Annotated in this window: 15 protein-coding genes and 1 tRNA gene; 10 read left to right on the top strand and 6 right to left on the bottom strand. The window is 35.5% G+C overall.

The genetic code is table 11. The features are described from left to right. Window positions 1-7 precede the first annotated feature (7 nt). From IRZ80_RS10920 to fabD, 5 genes are all read left to right on the top strand, one after another. Window positions 8-2,593 carry a circularly permuted type 2 ATP-grasp protein gene (locus tag IRZ80_RS10920; protein ID WP_194641601.1) on the top strand — a complete coding sequence of 862 codons (2,586 nt, stop codon included), beginning with the start codon at window positions 8-10 and terminating at the stop codon, window positions 2,591-2,593. Then, window positions 2,583-3,455, top strand: a complete 873-nt coding sequence (locus IRZ80_RS10915) for a transglutaminase N-terminal domain-containing protein (RefSeq protein ID WP_194641600.1) — start codon at window positions 2,583-2,585, stop codon at window positions 3,453-3,455. The genes IRZ80_RS10920 and IRZ80_RS10915 overlap by 11 nt, the downstream gene beginning before the upstream one ends. A gap of 184 nt (window positions 3,456-3,639) precedes the next feature. Then, complete coding sequence (locus IRZ80_RS10910) at window positions 3,640-4,464, top strand: protein-glutamine glutaminase family protein (RefSeq protein WP_228520876.1); 825 nt, start codon at window positions 3,640-3,642, stop codon at window positions 4,462-4,464. A 367-nt stretch (window positions 4,465-4,831) separates the two neighbouring features. Continuing rightward, on the top strand, window positions 4,832-5,359 hold the full coding sequence (locus IRZ80_RS10905) for a YceI family protein (protein WP_194641599.1): 528 nt from the start codon (window positions 4,832-4,834) through the stop codon (window positions 5,357-5,359). 172 nt (window positions 5,360-5,531) lie between these two features. Beyond that, window positions 5,532-6,404, top strand: coding sequence for an ACP S-malonyltransferase (gene fabD, locus IRZ80_RS10900; protein ID WP_194641598.1), 873 nt, complete (start codon window positions 5,532-5,534; stop codon window positions 6,402-6,404). A gap of 116 nt (window positions 6,405-6,520) precedes the next feature. Here the strand turns inward: fabD and IRZ80_RS10895 are convergent, their stop codons facing one another. The 3 genes from IRZ80_RS10895 to IRZ80_RS10885 all read right to left on the bottom strand — a co-directional run bounded on the left by IRZ80_RS10895 (window position 6,521) and on the right by IRZ80_RS10885 (window position 8,398). Further along, window positions 6,521-6,715: a hypothetical protein gene (locus tag IRZ80_RS10895; protein ID WP_194641597.1), complete on the bottom strand. Its 195-nt coding sequence runs from the start codon at window positions 6,713-6,715 to the stop codon at window positions 6,521-6,523. 102 nt (window positions 6,716-6,817) lie between these two features. Then, window positions 6,818-7,261: a nuclear transport factor 2 family protein gene (locus IRZ80_RS10890; RefSeq protein ID WP_194641596.1), complete on the bottom strand. Its 444-nt coding sequence runs from the start codon at window positions 7,259-7,261 to the stop codon at window positions 6,818-6,820. A gap of 6 nt (window positions 7,262-7,267) precedes the next feature. Next, the gene (locus IRZ80_RS10885; RefSeq protein ID WP_194641595.1) at window positions 7,268-8,398 is read right to left on the bottom strand and encodes a DegT/DnrJ/EryC1/StrS family aminotransferase; all 1,131 of its coding nucleotides are present in this window, start codon (window positions 8,396-8,398) and stop codon (window positions 7,268-7,270) included. A gap of 263 nt (window positions 8,399-8,661) precedes the next feature. Between IRZ80_RS10885 and IRZ80_RS10880 the strand changes: the two genes are divergently transcribed. Together IRZ80_RS10880 and IRZ80_RS10875 are read left to right on the top strand one after the other, a co-directional pair. Beyond that, on the top strand, window positions 8,662-9,900 hold the full coding sequence (locus tag IRZ80_RS10880; RefSeq protein WP_194641594.1) for a 3-deoxy-D-manno-octulosonic acid transferase: 1,239 nt from the start codon (window positions 8,662-8,664) through the stop codon (window positions 9,898-9,900). Window positions 9,901-10,121: 221 nt separating this feature from the next. Continuing rightward, complete coding sequence (locus IRZ80_RS10875) at window positions 10,122-10,334, top strand: hypothetical protein (RefSeq protein WP_194641593.1); 213 nt, start codon at window positions 10,122-10,124, stop codon at window positions 10,332-10,334. 227 nt (window positions 10,335-10,561) lie between these two features. Here the strand turns inward: IRZ80_RS10875 and IRZ80_RS10870 are convergent. Then, a tRNA-Leu gene (locus IRZ80_RS10870) sits at window positions 10,562-10,641 on the bottom strand. A gap of 218 nt (window positions 10,642-10,859) precedes the next feature. Here IRZ80_RS10870 and IRZ80_RS10865 point away from each other — a divergent pair. The 3 genes from IRZ80_RS10865 (at window position 10,860) to pth (ending at window position 13,441) form a co-directional block, all read left to right on the top strand. Further along, window positions 10,860-11,801 (top strand): ribose-phosphate pyrophosphokinase, encoded by a 942-nt coding sequence (locus IRZ80_RS10865; protein ID WP_194641592.1) that lies wholly within the window; start codon window positions 10,860-10,862, stop codon window positions 11,799-11,801. Between the two features lie 123 nt (window positions 11,802-11,924). Continuing rightward, window positions 11,925-12,533, top strand: a complete 609-nt coding sequence (locus tag IRZ80_RS10860; RefSeq protein ID WP_194641591.1) for a 50S ribosomal protein L25/general stress protein Ctc — start codon at window positions 11,925-11,927, stop codon at window positions 12,531-12,533. Window positions 12,534-12,814: 281 nt separating this feature from the next. After that, window positions 12,815-13,441 (top strand): aminoacyl-tRNA hydrolase, encoded by a 627-nt coding sequence (gene pth / locus IRZ80_RS10855; RefSeq protein ID WP_194641590.1) that lies wholly within the window; start codon window positions 12,815-12,817, stop codon window positions 13,439-13,441. Between the two features lie 133 nt (window positions 13,442-13,574). On the opposite strand, the gene IRZ80_RS10850 is transcribed toward pth, so the two are convergent. Continuing rightward, complete coding sequence (locus IRZ80_RS10850; RefSeq protein WP_194641589.1) at window positions 13,575-14,357, bottom strand: DUF3050 domain-containing protein; 783 nt, start codon at window positions 14,355-14,357, stop codon at window positions 13,575-13,577. A gap of 95 nt (window positions 14,358-14,452) precedes the next feature. Continuing rightward, window positions 14,453-15,631, bottom strand: a complete 1,179-nt coding sequence (locus tag IRZ80_RS10845) for an acyl-CoA dehydrogenase family protein (protein ID WP_194641588.1) — start codon at window positions 15,629-15,631, stop codon at window positions 14,453-14,455. Between the last annotated feature and the right edge of the window lie 78 nt (window positions 15,632-15,709).

The raw sequence follows: 15,709 nt of genomic DNA, 5'->3' as shown, positions 1-15,709 counted from the left end.
CTAACAAATGATTCAAGATATTTCACTGGGACTGCTCCATTCATATAAAGAAAAAATCAATTCATACGACGAAGTGCTTGACCAAAACGGAGAGATAAAACCGTATTGGAAAGGGCTTTTTGACACCTTAGAATCCATTGGAATTGATGAATTAGAGTTACGGAATCAGGAAATTGTAAAAAAATTAAAAGAAAACGGAGTTACGTATAATGTCTATGATTCAAATCAGGAATCGAACCGAGCCTGGAAACTGGATCCTATTCCGTTTTTAATTCACGAATCGGAATGGAAAACTATTGAAAAAGGATTAAAACAAAGGGCGCAATTATTAGACTTAATTCTAAAAGATCTTTACGGCCCTCAAACCTTAATCAAAAATGCGATAATACCCGCTGAACTAGTTTTTGACAATGCTGGTTTTCTACTGCCTTGTTTTGACATTAAACAAAAATCGAACAAACAATTACTGAATTATGCAGTAGATTTAGCCCGTGGTCCTGACGGAAAAATGTGGCTGCTGGACAATCGGACGCAAGCGCCTTCGGGTGCGGGATATGCTCTTGAAAACAGAGTTGTAATGAGTAAGGTTTTACCTGAACTCAATAAAAAAACCTATCGAAAAAAGCTTTCACCCTACTTTAGCCAATTACAGCAAACAGTTGATTCATTAGGAAATAACTCCAATGAAAATCCAAATGTGGTTTTCCTGACTCCCGGACCCGGAAACGAAACCTATTTTGAACACGTTTATCTTTCCTCTTATTTAGGCTATACTTTGGTTCAGGGAAATGATTTATTAGTCAGGGATGGTTTTGTCTGGCTGAAATCTATCGATCAATTGGAGCGGGTTGATGTTATTATCAAAAGACTGGATGACGTATGGTGTGATCCGCTTGAACTGCGCAGAGATTCTCTCCTTGGAATTCCCGGTTTACTGCAGGTAATCCGTTTAGGAAATGTTTCCGTTGTGAATCCTCCCGGAACCAGTATTTTAGAAAATTACGGCTTAATGGCTTTTATGCAGAATGCCTGTAAATTTCTGCTGAAAGAACCTTTATTAATCAGCTCGATTGCGACCTGGTGGTGCGGACACAGCAAAGAATTGGATTATGTTTTAACCAATCTGCCCAAATTAATCATAAAAAAAACCAATCGAAAACAAGGCTTCAGATCAATTTATGCCCGTTTACTGGACAAAGAACAGCTTGAAGAATTAAAAAATCTGATTCAAAAAAATCCTAAAGAATATGTCGCTCAGGAAGAAGTGAGTTTATCCACAACTCCTGCATTTATAAATGGAACTATAGAACCCCGATATGCTGCAATCCGTGCTTTTTTGATAGCAGACGGTGATGATTACCAAGTAATGCAGGGCGGTTTGACCAGAAGTTCGGCGGTGAAAGACAAATTTGAAATTTCAAACCAATTAGGCGGCATTTCAAAAGACACTTGGATTATAACAGATGCTCCAACGGAATATCAGGAAAAATCAGTTGAACGAAAAAACACTAACAACCAGCTTAATAATTCGCTGACGAGCCGAAATGCCGAAAATTTATTTTGGTTAGGCCGCTTGTGCGAAAGGACGATGGCTTTGCGCAGTTTTCTGAAAATTATTCTGAACAGACTCAACGAAAATGTAGTTAAACACGGCAATGAACAGCCCGAGTTTTTAGTCGTTTTATTAAAATCACTGACACATCTTACACAGACTTATCCAGGATTTGTTGGAAAAGAAGCCAAAGGCGGAGAAATATTTGATAACGAAGCTATTTTTGTAAATCCAATTACAGAACTCCTTCTGCTGATTAATGATTCCAAAAAAATAGGTTCGGTCGTTTATAATATGCAGTCATTGCTCAACACCATTAATCAGGTTAGTGAAAAATGGAACAACGACACCCGACAGATTATTAATTTACTGGAAGACATTCATTTTACGCTTAAAAAAACCAATAACATCAATCATGTAAATCATTCTTTAGATAAACTGCACATTCGTCTTTTTTCATTTTATGGAAATATTTACGAAACACTGCCTCGTGACAATGGTTTCTATCTGATGGAAGCCGGGAAAAATGTAGAACGGATTTTATCGTTGATTTCGGTTTTCCGTAGTGCTTTCAATTATAAAAAAGCCGAGGAAGACGAAGCTGTTCTTATGGAAGCCATATTAGAAAATCATCATTTACTGGCGCAGTACCGAAATATATACAAATCGCATTTGAGTCTAAAAGCCGTAATTAATATGGTGTTTTTAGAGAAAAACTTAACGTACACACTTTCTTTTTTGCTAAACACTCTCACTCATTATCTTTCTAAATTACCAAAGACCAATGAGCCAAACCGATTGAGTATTGCCGAAAAATCAGCTTTGAAAGCCAGTACAATCATCAACTTAATTGATGCCGACAGTCTGATACAAGTTGATGAAAAAACACAATTCCGGTCTGAATTAGACCAGACGCTTTCGGATGTTTTTGAATTAATGTGCGATGTTTCCAATAATTTATCCAGCCTATATTTTAATCATTCTGTAATCCAGCATTCCGTTTTAGACACACTTGAAAATAGCGAATCCGATGAAATATAAACTAAAACATCAGACACTTTATACCTACGTCAATGAGGTACACAATTACCAGAGTATTTTGTGTCTTCAGCCTCAGAATTCTGCGAAACAGATATGCAAAAATTTCAAGATAGAAATCGAGCCTAAACCCTCTAAAATATATTCCCGCACGGATTATTTTGGAAATATTCAGCATTATTTTTCGCTTCATCAATCGCATAAATCGCTGAAAGTTACTGTTTCGAGTGAAGTCGAAGTATTGAAAAATGCGACACAGCTAACTTTAAATCCAATAACCTGCGAAGAAGCCAGATTAAAATTCACAACAGACCGCGCTCTCAAAATTGAAGTTTTACAATATCAGCTGCCAAGCCAATTCATTACTTGGGACGAAGAAATTACCGCTTTTGCCGAAAGCTGTCTGCTTCCAAAGATGCCTCTTTTTGAAGCGGTATTAAATTTAATTAAAAAAATATATACAGAATTCCAATTCAAATCTGGCTCTACCAATGTCAATACACCGCTAAAAACAGTCCTCAAAGAACGAAGAGGTGTCTGTCAGGATTTCTCTCATCTAGCAATTGCCAGTCTGCGTAGCGTGGGGATTCCAGCTCGGTATGTAAGCGGTTATATTGAAACATTACCGCCAGTGGGCAGACCAAAATTAGAAGGTTCAGACGCTTCGCACGCTTGGATATCGGTCTATATTCCAGAAATGGGCTGGTGCGAGTTTGACCCAACTAATAATATGATTCCGCAGCAACGCCATATCGTAACCGCTTATGGAAGAGATTTTGCCGATGTGTCACCGATGAAAGGAATTATTTTTAGTACCGGCGATCATAAAGTAAAAGTTGAGGTTGATGTAATACCTGTGATTTGATTTTTTAATTAAAATTTTATAACAATTTCTTATTTTGGTATAAGCCCGCCTCTTTATCATTTTTATAACTTCGTCCATAATAGTAGTATAACATTAAAATTATTTAACACAAAAGATTATCAAAAAGCATCCACTTTTAACGCCTGGAAAAGCTTCTGTTCTTGATCAAGATACAGCAAATGCTTTGTTTTCAGAAATTAAAAAATCGGGGCTCCCTTTTGGCTATCAGCAGGCTAACTGTCATAATATTTCGCATTACATCAGACTGTTATTAGCATCGAAAGGATGTTATTGTGCCAAAATCTGGGTTTTTGCCCCTGTTGTTTATTCTTCTACAAACAGCCGGCAGATTTCTTTTATTGATAAAAAAAATAGCTCTCCAACCGGAACAATCGATTGGGGTTATCATGTGGCTCCTGTAATTGAGGTCAAAATTAATGGTAAAGCACGCAAAATGGTTATTGACTTGGGATTATTTCCAAATGGAATTGTTAGATACAGGACTTGGCTTGCCAAATTAAACACCAAAAAACTCATTTATTTAATTATGGATTCAGAATGGTATCTGTACAATTCTTCTATCCTTACAAATGCGCAGCTTCAAACTGATACTAATGAATCGAATGAAAATCAGCCTAATGTAAAACTTCCTGATTGGTTTTCGGACAAACATATTACCGATTTTTTTAAGTATGAAGAAGATGCTTTGGAACAGCATTGGATAGAAAAAGGATTGGCGGTGAACGAAACAGCTATGACTTTTTATGATACCGAAATCAAACCCATACTTAATTCAGAACAGCATCAGGAATTAGCTGCTGATTATAAAATGCTGGCTGGAAATGTTTTTAATTTTGAAACCGTTTTTAGAGACAATAACTGGAACTACGAGATGGATAACGATTTTCAGATGAAACATCAGGAGATCATCTCTAAATACCGTGAGATTTATTCTTCGAATCTCAATAAGTGGCTGGAAAAATTCTCTTTGATAGAAACTTTTAATTAGAACTTAGAAGTGGATTATTATCTCCAATGGATGAAATTATTGGTTATCATTGAATCTTGGATTGTTTTTTTTGAATGATTACAAAAAAAACAAAAATATTTCCTTTGAGCCCGATAGAAGTGAAAATCCTTGTGAAACCGGGGTTCGGTTCACAAGATTGTAACGGATAGCGGGACTAATGCTGGCTGAAAATACCTAATCTTTCTGCTCCAAAAATTAATAGTGGAATCTAGTTTGAAAATCACTAACTAAATTAATACTATCGTTTTTATTTCTTAATCTAGGTTAAGTGTCCCTTCGGCAGTATCGCTGTAAATTTGCCTTATCAAAATTAAACAAATAAATTTTAATTAATAAAAATAAAATTATGGCAGCTACAAAATGGGCAATTGACCCAACACACTCAGAAATTGGTTTTAAAGTAAAACACATGATGTTTACTAATGTTTCAGGTAAATTTGGAACTTATGATGCATCAATCACAACTGAAGATGACAACTTCGAAAATGCAGGAATTGAATTTTCGGCAGATATCAATTCAATCAATACTAATAACACTGATAGAGACAATCACTTGAAAAGCGGTGACTTTTTTGATGCTGAAAATCATCCAAAACTGACTTTCAAAGCAACTTCTTTTACTAAAGACGGTGATGATTATGAACTGACTGGAGATTTAACTTTAAGAGGCATAACAAAATCTGTGAAATTCCCAGCTGAATTCAGTGGATTAATGAAAGATCCATGGGGAAATACTAAAGCAGGATTGAATATTTCCAGCAAAATAAACCGTAAAGACTGGGGATTGAACTGGAATTCAGCTCTAGAAACAGGCGGTGTTTTAGTAGGTGAAGAAGTAAAACTGAATATCGAACTGCAATTGATAAAATTATAATTCATTCTGCAAACTGATTTTCTATACATACAAAACCTCCATACTTTATTTGCAAGTATGGAGGTTTTGTTTTATGTCAATTTTATCTTTTGACATAAATCCTAAAAAAACACTATTTTTGCATCCGATTTCAAATTTCACAACTTGAAACCTTAAACTTAAACAAGATTTTATGAAAGCATACGTATTTCCAGGTCAGGGCGCGCAATTTACAGGAATGGGCAAAGACTTATATGAAAACTCTCCATTAGCTAAAGATTTATTCGAAAAAGCAAATGATATTTTAGGGTTCCGCATTACAGACATTATGTTTGAAGGTACAGCCGAAGAATTGAAAGAAACCAAAGTTACACAGCCGGCAGTTTTTTTACACTCAGTAATTTTAGCTAAAACTCTGGAAGATTTCAAACCGGAAATGGTTGCAGGACATTCTTTGGGCGAATTTTCAGCATTGGTTGCCAATGGTGCTTTGTCTTTTGAAGACGGGTTGAAATTAGTTTCACAAAGAGCTTTAGCAATGCAGAAAGCCTGTGAAATAACACCTTCTACAATGGCTGCAGTTCTTGGACTGGCAGATAATATCGTTGAAGAAGTATGCGCTTCTATCGACGGAGTTGTAGTTGCCGCTAATTACAACTGCCCAGGGCAATTAGTAATCTCAGGAGAATTTTCTGCAGTAGAAAAAGCCTGCGAAGCGATGAAAGCTGCAGGTGCAAAACGGGCGCTATTATTACCTGTTGGTGGGGCATTTCACTCACCAATGATGGAACCGGCAAGAGAAGAATTGGCTGCAGCTATTGAAGCTACGACATTCTCTGCTCCTATCTGCCCAGTATATCAAAACGTAACTGCATCAGCCGTTTCGGATGCTGACGAGATCAAGAAAAACTTAATCATTCAATTGACTGCTCCTGTAAAATGGACACAATCTGTACAGCAGATGATTGCTGACGGTGCGGCTTTGTTTACCGAAGTTGGTCCTGGAAAAGTTTTGACTGGATTAATCGGAAAAATTAATAAAGAAGCTGCTACAGCGAACGCTTAAATTCAGATTGCAGACTGCAATTATTGTTATAAAAACAGAATCCTCATGAACTTAACTTATGTTTGTGGGGATTTTTTGTTTTACTGTACAGATGCACTGCGGTGTATCTCTACATTTTATTTACCCCACCAGCTTCTAATTCTTTTATGCATTTCCGCTTTGGCTTCTTCTGCAGTATAGCCATTTTTAAATTCTTCATCAAATTCAAAAGTATCCCTATCAATCCCTTTGAATTTAATTTTATAAGATTCGTAAGCCACAGAAGGCTCTTCTACTTTATTTTTTTTCGAATTTTCTTTTTTAGGATTCATGACTTTCATTTTAACATAACGAATTTACAACTAATTAATTAAAACAAAAAATCCCAAACTATCAGACTGATAATTTGGGATTTTTGTTTTAAATTTTAATGTTTATAAAGGCAATTTATAAGCTTGTCTGGCAATTAATAACCATTTGTTTTTTTGTTTCTGCCAAATAAGCATTACACCAATTTTTATATCTTTATCTACTCCGCCGTCTTTGGTATGAGCAGCTAAATTGTGACGTACAATTGCTGCATCGCCCACAATTTCAATAGTCTGGTTTTGAAATTCAATTGTGACAAAATCAGATTCTCCATTCACGATTTTTTCGATGAACACAGCCTGATTTTGAATATTACCGCTGGAATGTCCGTAACTTAAACTTTCAGAAGTTAGTTCTTTCAGTTTTTTACCATCAGCATCGATCATTGCCAGACGCAGCGTCTCCACACGGGAAGCCACTGCTGTTTCTTCATTGGATTTGGAACTATTTTGAGAAAAACCTATAGACTGAAATAAAACTGCGGTAAGAATTATAAAGACATATCTCATGCTGTTTTATTTTAAAAACTCCTTCACACTGTCAGTTATAAATTTAATCTGCTCATCGTCCAATTCGGTGTGCATTGGCAATGCGATTACTTCTTTTACCAATTGATTTGTTACCGGAAAATCTTCTTCCTTATAACGTACATCCACGTATGCTTTTTGCGAATGCAGCGGAATTGGATAATAAATAGCACAAGGAATTCCTTTATCTAATAAATGCTGCATCAATGCATCTCTATCGGCATCAATAATTCGAAGAACATATTGATGAAAAACGTGATCATCTCCATTTAAGTCAAATGCTGGAGTAACAATATTTTCATTTCCTTCAAAAGCTGCATTGTATTTTGAAGCTGCTAATCGGCGTGCCGTATTGTACTCGTTCAGGAAAGGTAGTTTTGCATTCAAGACTCCAGCCTGAATACTGTCCAATCTTGAATTTACTCCCACTACATCATGGTGGTAACGCTCGTACATTCCGTGATTAACGATTCCTCTTATTTTGTGCGCTAAAGCATCATCATTGGTAAAAATAGCACCGCCGTCACCATAACATCCTAAATTTTTTGAAGGAAAAAATGAAGTTGAACTTACATGACCAATAACCCCCGCTTTCTTTTTTGTTCCATCAGCGAAAGTGTAATTAGCTCCGATAGCCTGCGCATTATCCTCAATTACATAGAGATTATGTTCTTTGGCAATTGCCATAATTTCATCCATATTGGCAGAACGCCCAAACAAATGTACCGGCACAATTGCTTTTGTTTTTGGAGTAATGGCTTTTTTAATGGCTTCAATAGAAATATTCATATTTTCCACATCGACATCCACCAATACTGGTGTCAGCTGCAATAAAGCAATAACTTCAACAGTGGCTGCAAAAGTAAAATCTGCAGTAATTACCTCGTCGCCTGGTTTTAAATCCAAGCCCATCATGGCAATCTGCAGCGCATCAGTTCCATTTGCACATGGAATTACGTGTTTTACATCTAAATATTCTTCGAGATTTTTTTGAAATAGATGAACCTGTGGTCCATTAATATAAGTATTAGTATCCAAAACTTCTTGGATAGAAGCGTTTACAGTTGCTGCAATTTTATCATATTGACTTTTCAAGTCAACCATTTGTATTTTTTTCATGTATTCTTTTTTAATATCCTATCTCTTAACAAGGATCAATTATATTGAGGCAAGCCCATCTTAAGCTTAAATTTTATTACAATTTAACAGCTTCAAGACAAGCGCCACAAAAATAGTTATTTAATGAGTTTAAACCAATCAAACCCACAACAAAAAGTATTTTTTCGATGAAATAAAAAGCGGGTTCTTTATATCCAAAAGTTAAACTTTCTTTACGGGAGAAAATAATATAAAGAAAATGTATTTTTACAAAAAAATTACAAATGCATTTCCTTTACAATTTAGCTACCCAATTAGCCCAGTTTTTAGTAAAAATCACAGTTCTTTTTAGTCCAAAAATGAAACTTTTTGTAGACGGAAGAAAGGATGTTTTTTTAATTTTAAAACAAAAAATAGCGTCTCATGACCGAACAATCTGGTTTCACTCAGCTTCTTTAGGTGAATACGAACAGGGACTGCCTGTAATTGAAAAAATCAAAGAAAAACACCCGGACCATAAAATTATCATCAGCTTTTTTTCACCTTCAGGATATGAAGTACGCAAAAACAATACAATTGCCGATGCGACAGTTTACCTGCCTTTGGACACACCGCAGAACGCAAAACGATTTGTAGAACTAGTTCATCCCGACCTTGTCTTTTTTATCAAATACGAATTTTGGATTAATTACCTGGATCAGCTGCAAAAAAAGCAGATTCCTACTTATTTAATTTCTGGTATTTTTAGAGAACAGCAATTATTTTTTAAATGGTACGGAGGCTTTTACAGAAAAGCACTGAATAACTTCACATACTTTTTTGTGCAGAATGAAAATTCAAAAAAACTAATTACCCAGCTAGGAAAAACCAATGTCACAATTTCTGGAGACACCCGATTTGACAGAGTTGCTGCAATATTAGACAAAGACAACACTCTTGAATTTATTGCACAGTTCAAAAACAATAAAACAACAATAGTTATTGGAAGTTCATGGCCAAAAGACGAATCATTACTAACAGACTACATTAATTCCTGTCCGCATGATGTAAAATTCATCATTGCACCGCACAATATTAAACCTGAACAAATTCAGCAGTTACAAAACAGCATCACAAAAAAAACAGTTTTATTTTCAGAAAAAGAAAACAAAGAGCTGTCAAAATTTGATGTCTTTATAACAGACACCATCGGCATTCTAACCAAGATTTACAGTTATGGCGACATTGCTTATGTAGGGGGCGGTTTTGGAAAGGGCATCCATAATCTTTTAGAACCTGCCACATTTGGAATACCAATAGTAATAGGGCCTAATTTTTCACATTTCGATGAAGCTGTTAAACTGGTTGAAAACAAAGGCTGTGCATCGGTAAAAAATTTCTCAGAACTCGAAATCATTTTCTCAACACTAATTCAAAACACAGAAACAAGACATCAAAAAGGAAAAATCTGTGCCGAATTTGTACAAAATAACAAAGGAGCCACCGATTGTATTTTGAGCCAAATTATCGACATAAAAAATTGATAAAAAGACAATAAACAAACTATGGAACATAAGTACAAAACCTAATGAAAAATGAGAATCTTTAAAGAAAAATCACTTTTTATTCATTTTTCACTCCATAAACCAAAATACTAACGTCCTGATAGAAAATATTTTTAAAAAATAAATGAAAAAATATTTTACATATTAAAAATTTTATATCTTTGCCACGAATTAATAATTAACCTTTATATTAAATTAAGATGAAAAAAGTATTTTTAAGTTTAGCTGTTGTTGCTGTATTAACTGTTGTATCTTGTAAAAAAGCTGAAGCTCCTGCTACTGAAGAAGTTGCTGCTGATACTACTGCTGTAGTTGCTGATACTACTGCTGTAGTTGCTGATACTACTGCTGTTGCTGCTGACACTACTGCTGCTGCACCTGCTGCTACTCCAGCTGCTGCTCCAGCTAAGTAATTTTAAATTACACTAGAAAAAAATAAGCTGCATTTATTGCAGCTTTTTTTTTGAATTACCCAAAAATTCAAGTTTTAAATATACCCGCAAAACCATCTCGCAAGGATGGTTTTTTTATGGATTTCCAAAAAAAAAAAAAAAAAAAAGCACAACCAACGCTCTTTATTTAAAAAGCATTAAGCAAAAGCCATAAAACAAAAAAACCTCTTCTTTCGAAGAGGTTTTTGTACCCGGAGCCGGAGTCGAACCGGCACGGTTTCCCACAGGTGTTTGAGACCAGCGCGTCTACCAATTCCGCCATCCGGGCTTAGCTAGACATGAAATAATAAACAATTATTTCAACGCAATAAAGAGACAATCAGCATTAACAATTATCTTTTCCTTTAACACGGTGCAAATGTAGAAAAAATATTTAAACATTCTAATAAAAATACTTAAATTTTTCCTTTCAGAGTTAATTTTATTTTCTAAATTTGCACCTCCTAAAAAAAGGAATTCACAACTAACTACAAAACAACAAATTAAATGTCACACCTAGAACCAGAAGCTAAAATTTTTGCTTGTTCAAAAAGTGAATATCTTGCAGAAAAAATTGCAAAAGAATACGGAATTCCATTAGGAAAAGTAACCATGTCAACTTACAGTGACGGTGAATTCCAGCCTTCTTATGAAGAGTCTATCAGAGGTTTACGCGTGTTTATTGTTTGCTCAACGTTCCCTTCTGCAGATAATTTAATGGAACTACTATTAATGATTGACGCAGCAAAACGCGCATCAGCAAGACACATTACAGCTGTAATGCCATACTTCGGCTGGGCAAGACAAGACAGAAAAGATAAACCAAGAGTTCCGATTGGAGCCAAGCTGGTAGCTAATTTACTGGACGCCGCCGGAGCAACAAGAATAATGACAATGGATCTGCATGCAGACCAGATACAAGGATTCTTTGAAAAACCTGTAGATCATCTTTTTGCATCCACTATATTTTTACCATACGTAGAAAGTTTAGGTCTTGAAAATTTAACGATTGCTTCACCAGACATGGGAGGATCAAAAAGAGCTTATGCATATTCTAAGTTTTTGGATTCTGAAGTGGTTATCTGCTACAAACAAAGAAAGGCAGCAAATATTATCGAAACAATGGAACTTATTGGAGCTGTAGAAGGCAAAAATGTAATCCTAGTAGATGACATGATTGACACAGGAGGAACTTTAGCCAAAGCTGCCGATTTAATGATCGAAAAAGGCGCCTTAAGTGTAAGAGCAATTTGCACACACGCCATTTTATCCGGAGGTGCTTATGAAAAAATAGAAAATTCAAAATTACTGGAACTAATCGTAACCGATTCTATTCCGTTAAAAAAACAATCAAACAAAATAAGAGTAGTGAGCTGTGCGCCTCTTTTTGCCGAAGTAATGCACATGGTACACCACAATAATTCCATTAGCGGGAAGTTTTTAATGTAATTAAGTAATAAGCTTTAGGCTGTAAGCTTTAAGCAATGCAATAATCAATTACAAAAAAGCCTAAAGCCTAGTGCTTAAAGCTTATAACGAAGAGTTTAATTAATAACTATATAAATATTTACAATGAAATCGATTACAATTAAAGGATCAGAAAGAGAAAGCGTGGGCAAAGTAGCTACTAAAGCCTTACGTAATGCTGGATTGGTTCCTTGCGTATTATACGGAGGAAGTCAAGCAGTTCATTTTTCAGCGGAAGTTATAGCTTTCAAGAACTTGGTTTACACTCCAAACGCACACACAGTTGTGATTGAGCTTGCGAATGGTAAATCATTCAATGCTGTATTACAAGATATCCAGGTTCACCCGGTATCTGACAAAATTTTACATGTTGACTTCTTTCAAATCCATGATGACAAAGAAATCACTATTGAAGTTCCAGTAAAAATCATCGGTAACTCAAAAGGGGTTATGGCAGGTGGAGATTTACGTCTTAACAACCGTAAATTAAAAGTTAAAGCTTTACCAGCTAACCTTCCTGATTTTGTTGAGGCTGACATCACTCCTCTTGACATGGGTAACAAATTATACGTTACTAAAGTGCCAACGCCAAACTTCAAAATCATGCACCCAGACAATACAGTAATTTGTCAAGTGAAGATTTCTCGTGCGGCTATGAAAGCTGCTCAAGAAGCTGCAAAAGCTGCAAAAGCTCCAGCAAAAAAGAAAAAATAATACTTTTTCAATCTATATCAAAAGCATCAATCGAAAGGTTGGTGCTTTTTTTTTGATATAAAGCGAAAGATCAGGCATTCTAGGAGATATGGTTTCCCGCTCTCCTTCTAAATCTTTTATTTTCTAAAGAAAAAAATAAAAGGATTTTCCCTTCCATCAGGGCTCAGTTAAAAGTAATAATACATTCTTAGAATTATTCTTTCCTCTTTATTCTATTTTCTTTATTCAAATTATCTAATCATCTCATTGACAAATTATCCAATTAAGCCTATTTTTGCAACATGATAAAATGGATACAAGACCTGTTTTCATCACCAAAAACAGCAGAGAACACAGATAATATGAAAAAATTTTTAATCGTAGGCCTAGGCAACATCGGCTCCGAATACGTAAACACCCGACACAACATTGGATTTAAAGTCTTAGATTTCCTAGCCAAAAAAGAGGGGCTTTCATTCGAAACCGTAAAACTGGGTGCATTAGCCGAATACAAATTTAAAGGAAGAACCTTTTTATTACTCAAGCCCAACACTTACATGAATTTAAGCGGTAAAGCCGTCAAATTCTGGATGGACAAAGAAAACATTCCGCTTGAAAATATTTTTGTCATTACCGATGATTTAAATCTTTCCTTTGGAACCATCCGCATCCGAAAAAAAGGAAGCGACGGCGGGCATAACGGACTAAAAAACATCAATCTCGTTTTAAACACACAAGAATACACCCGCTTTAGATTTGGCATTAGCGACGAATTCAAAAAAGGACAACAGGTCGATTACGTACTTGGAGACTGGGATGACAACGAGAAAGCAAAACTTCCCGAAAGGCTGGAAGTCGCTTCCGAAATCATAAAATCGTTTGGAACTGCAGGTTTAGAAAATACCATGACTACATTCAACGGAAAATAAACAGCCCTTTCACAAAGTGACGCAATAAAAAAACTCAAAGTCTATTAAGTTTAAATCCCTTATAAGACTTTGAGTTTTTTTTATTATTCGATGAAAAATAAAAAAGCGTGACGACAGTTTCCTTTTTTCAACGTTAAACCATTTCGGGTTTTGAAACAATCAGTTCTTCGATTGCATCCCAAAGAGCTATTCTTTTTTCTAAAGCCAAAATCGAAATATTCTGCACATCTAACCACTTTTTTGGGTCTTCACCACAAAGTTCTTTTATCATTGTCATAGCCATAGGACCATGCTCGTCCGCGTCTAATTCAATGTGCCTTTCAAAATAATAAAGAAGTTTATCTAACTTATAATTCGGAAAATTGGACTGAAACTGCTTCAAAATTTCTGTAAACATAGCAGGAATTAAATCTTCTCTGCCAAAAGTAAATGCTGCCGCAATTTCATGAGGCTTTCCTTCTTCAATAACTTTAAATGTAAAATCCAGAAAAGCTTTAATATTTGGATGCAGACTACTTTTCTTGATTGCCACAAATATATTCTGAAGCGAATTAACCTCTGATAAAAACTGTTCGATATAAACTGTTTTCGCTCCGCAATCTTGCATCGCTTCCAGATACATTTCAAAATGGCTTAAATGTCTCCCGTCCATGCTCAAGTCACTTTCTTCTGCCAATACAATTTCGTTGATTAAATACCTCGTTTCTGGATGCGGTGTTGCAAACCAAGGTATTGCTGTGCAGGTTAATTTGTTTTGTAACGCCTTTAAAAGCGACATAAAATCCCAAACAGCAAACACATGGCATTCCAAAAAAGAATGCAGATCATCAATAGTCTTTATTTTTTCATATAAGGAATGATTTAATAATTGCTGTTTTTGAATCTGGATATTATTGTTGATTGTTTCAATATTCATTTTGGACTATTATTGTTTTCTGCAAAATTAAAAAAGCTCCCTGTTTACAAGAAGCTTTAGTATCAATTTTATAATTATTTTAGTATTTATATCATTTATTTAAAAGCAGCAATTCCTGTAACGTCCATTCCAGTAATCAGCAAATGAATATCGTGAGTTCCTTCATAAGTAATTACAGATTCCAAATTCATCATGTGGCGCATAATGGAGTATTCTCCTGTAATTCCCATTCCGCCTAACATTTGTCTGGCTTCACGTGCTATATGAATAGCCATATCTACATTATTTCTTTTGGCCATTGAGATTTGCGCCGTAGTAGCTCTGCCTTCATTCCTTAAAACTCCAAGTCTCCAAGTAAGTAATTGGGCTTTGGTAATTTCAGTAATCATCTCGGCCAGTTTTTTTTGCTGTAATTGAGTACCTGCTATTGGTTTATCAAACTGGATTCTTTCTTTAGCATAACGCAAAGCAGTGTCATAACAATCCATCGCCGCCCCAATTGCTCCCCAAGCTATTCCATAGCGGGCAGAATCCAAACATCCAAGCGGCGCACCTAATCCAGACTTATTAGGAAGTAAATTTTCTTTAGGCACTTTTACATTATCAAAAATCAATTCCCCAGTTGATGATGCACGAAGCGACCATTTATTATGCGTTTCCGGAGTGGTAAAACCCTCCATTCCTCGTTCAACTATTAAACCATGTATTCTTCCTTCTTCATTTTTGGCCCAAACAATAGCAATATCTGCAAATGGAGCATTCGAAATCCACATTTTGGCACCATTCAAAAGGTAATGATCACCCATGTCTTTAAAGTTGGTAATCATGCTCCCTGGATCTGAACCGTGGTTTGGCTCTGTAAGCCCAAAACATCCCATTAATTCGCCAGTAGCCAGTTTTGGAAGATATTTTATTCTCTGTTCTTCGTTCCCATATTTCCAAATAGGATACATAACTAAAGAAGACTGCACTGACGATGTAGAACGAACACCTGAATCACCGCGTTCTATCTCCTGCATTATTAAACCATAAGAGATTTGATCCAATCCAGCTCCGCCGTATTCTACAGGAATATATGGTCCAAATCCTCCTATTTCTCCCAATCCTTTTATAAGATGCTTTGGAAATTCAGCGTTCTGAGCATATTCTTCAATAATAGGCGAAACTTCACGTTTTACCCAAGCACGCGCAGAATCACGGACAAGTTTGTGCTCTTCACTTAATAAATCATCTAAATTATAATAATCTGGCGCTTGAAATAAATCGGGTCTCATATTAATGTATTTTATTGATACAAATCTACACAAAGAAATATAACAAAACTAATTCATAATGTTGTAAAATAATTTTAT

The organism is Flavobacterium sp. HJJ (assembly GCF_015351475.1).
GTDB lineage: Bacteria > Bacteroidota > Bacteroidia > Flavobacteriales > Flavobacteriaceae > Flavobacterium > Flavobacterium marginilacus.
This window is presented reverse-complemented; position numbering and strand designations above follow the sequence as displayed.

Excerpts from the sequence above, each read along its gene's own strand:
- IRZ80_RS10865 (WP_194641592.1), top strand. The coding sequence starts at position 10,860 with ATGTCACACCTAGAACCAGAAGCTAAAATTTTTGCTTGTTCAAAAAGT.
- IRZ80_RS10860 (WP_194641591.1), top strand. The coding sequence starts at position 11,925 with ATGAAATCGATTACAATTAAAGGATCAGAAAGAGAAAGCGTGGGCAAA.
- IRZ80_RS10885 (WP_194641595.1), bottom strand. The coding sequence starts at position 8,398 with ATGAAAAAAATACAAATGGTTGACTTGAAAAGTCAATATGATAAAATT.
- IRZ80_RS10905 (WP_194641599.1), top strand. The coding sequence starts at position 4,832 with ATGGCAGCTACAAAATGGGCAATTGACCCAACACACTCAGAAATTGGT.
- IRZ80_RS10880 (WP_194641594.1), top strand. The coding sequence starts at position 8,662 with ATGCATTTCCTTTACAATTTAGCTACCCAATTAGCCCAGTTTTTAGTA.
- IRZ80_RS10845 (WP_194641588.1), bottom strand. The coding sequence starts at position 15,631 with ATGAGACCCGATTTATTTCAAGCGCCAGATTATTATAATTTAGATGAT.
- IRZ80_RS10875 (WP_194641593.1), top strand. The coding sequence starts at position 10,122 with ATGAAAAAAGTATTTTTAAGTTTAGCTGTTGTTGCTGTATTAACTGTT.
- pth (WP_194641590.1), top strand. The coding sequence starts at position 12,815 with ATGATAAAATGGATACAAGACCTGTTTTCATCACCAAAAACAGCAGAG.
- IRZ80_RS10920 (WP_194641601.1), top strand. The coding sequence starts at position 8 with ATGATTCAAGATATTTCACTGGGACTGCTCCATTCATATAAAGAAAAA.
- IRZ80_RS10850 (WP_194641589.1), bottom strand. The coding sequence starts at position 14,357 with ATGAATATTGAAACAATCAACAATAATATCCAGATTCAAAAACAGCAA.
- fabD (WP_194641598.1), top strand. The coding sequence starts at position 5,532 with ATGAAAGCATACGTATTTCCAGGTCAGGGCGCGCAATTTACAGGAATG.
- IRZ80_RS10895 (WP_194641597.1), bottom strand. The coding sequence starts at position 6,715 with ATGAATCCTAAAAAAGAAAATTCGAAAAAAAATAAAGTAGAAGAGCCT.
- IRZ80_RS10915 (WP_194641600.1), top strand. The coding sequence starts at position 2,583 with ATGAAATATAAACTAAAACATCAGACACTTTATACCTACGTCAATGAG.
- IRZ80_RS10890 (WP_194641596.1), bottom strand. The coding sequence starts at position 7,261 with ATGAGATATGTCTTTATAATTCTTACCGCAGTTTTATTTCAGTCTATA.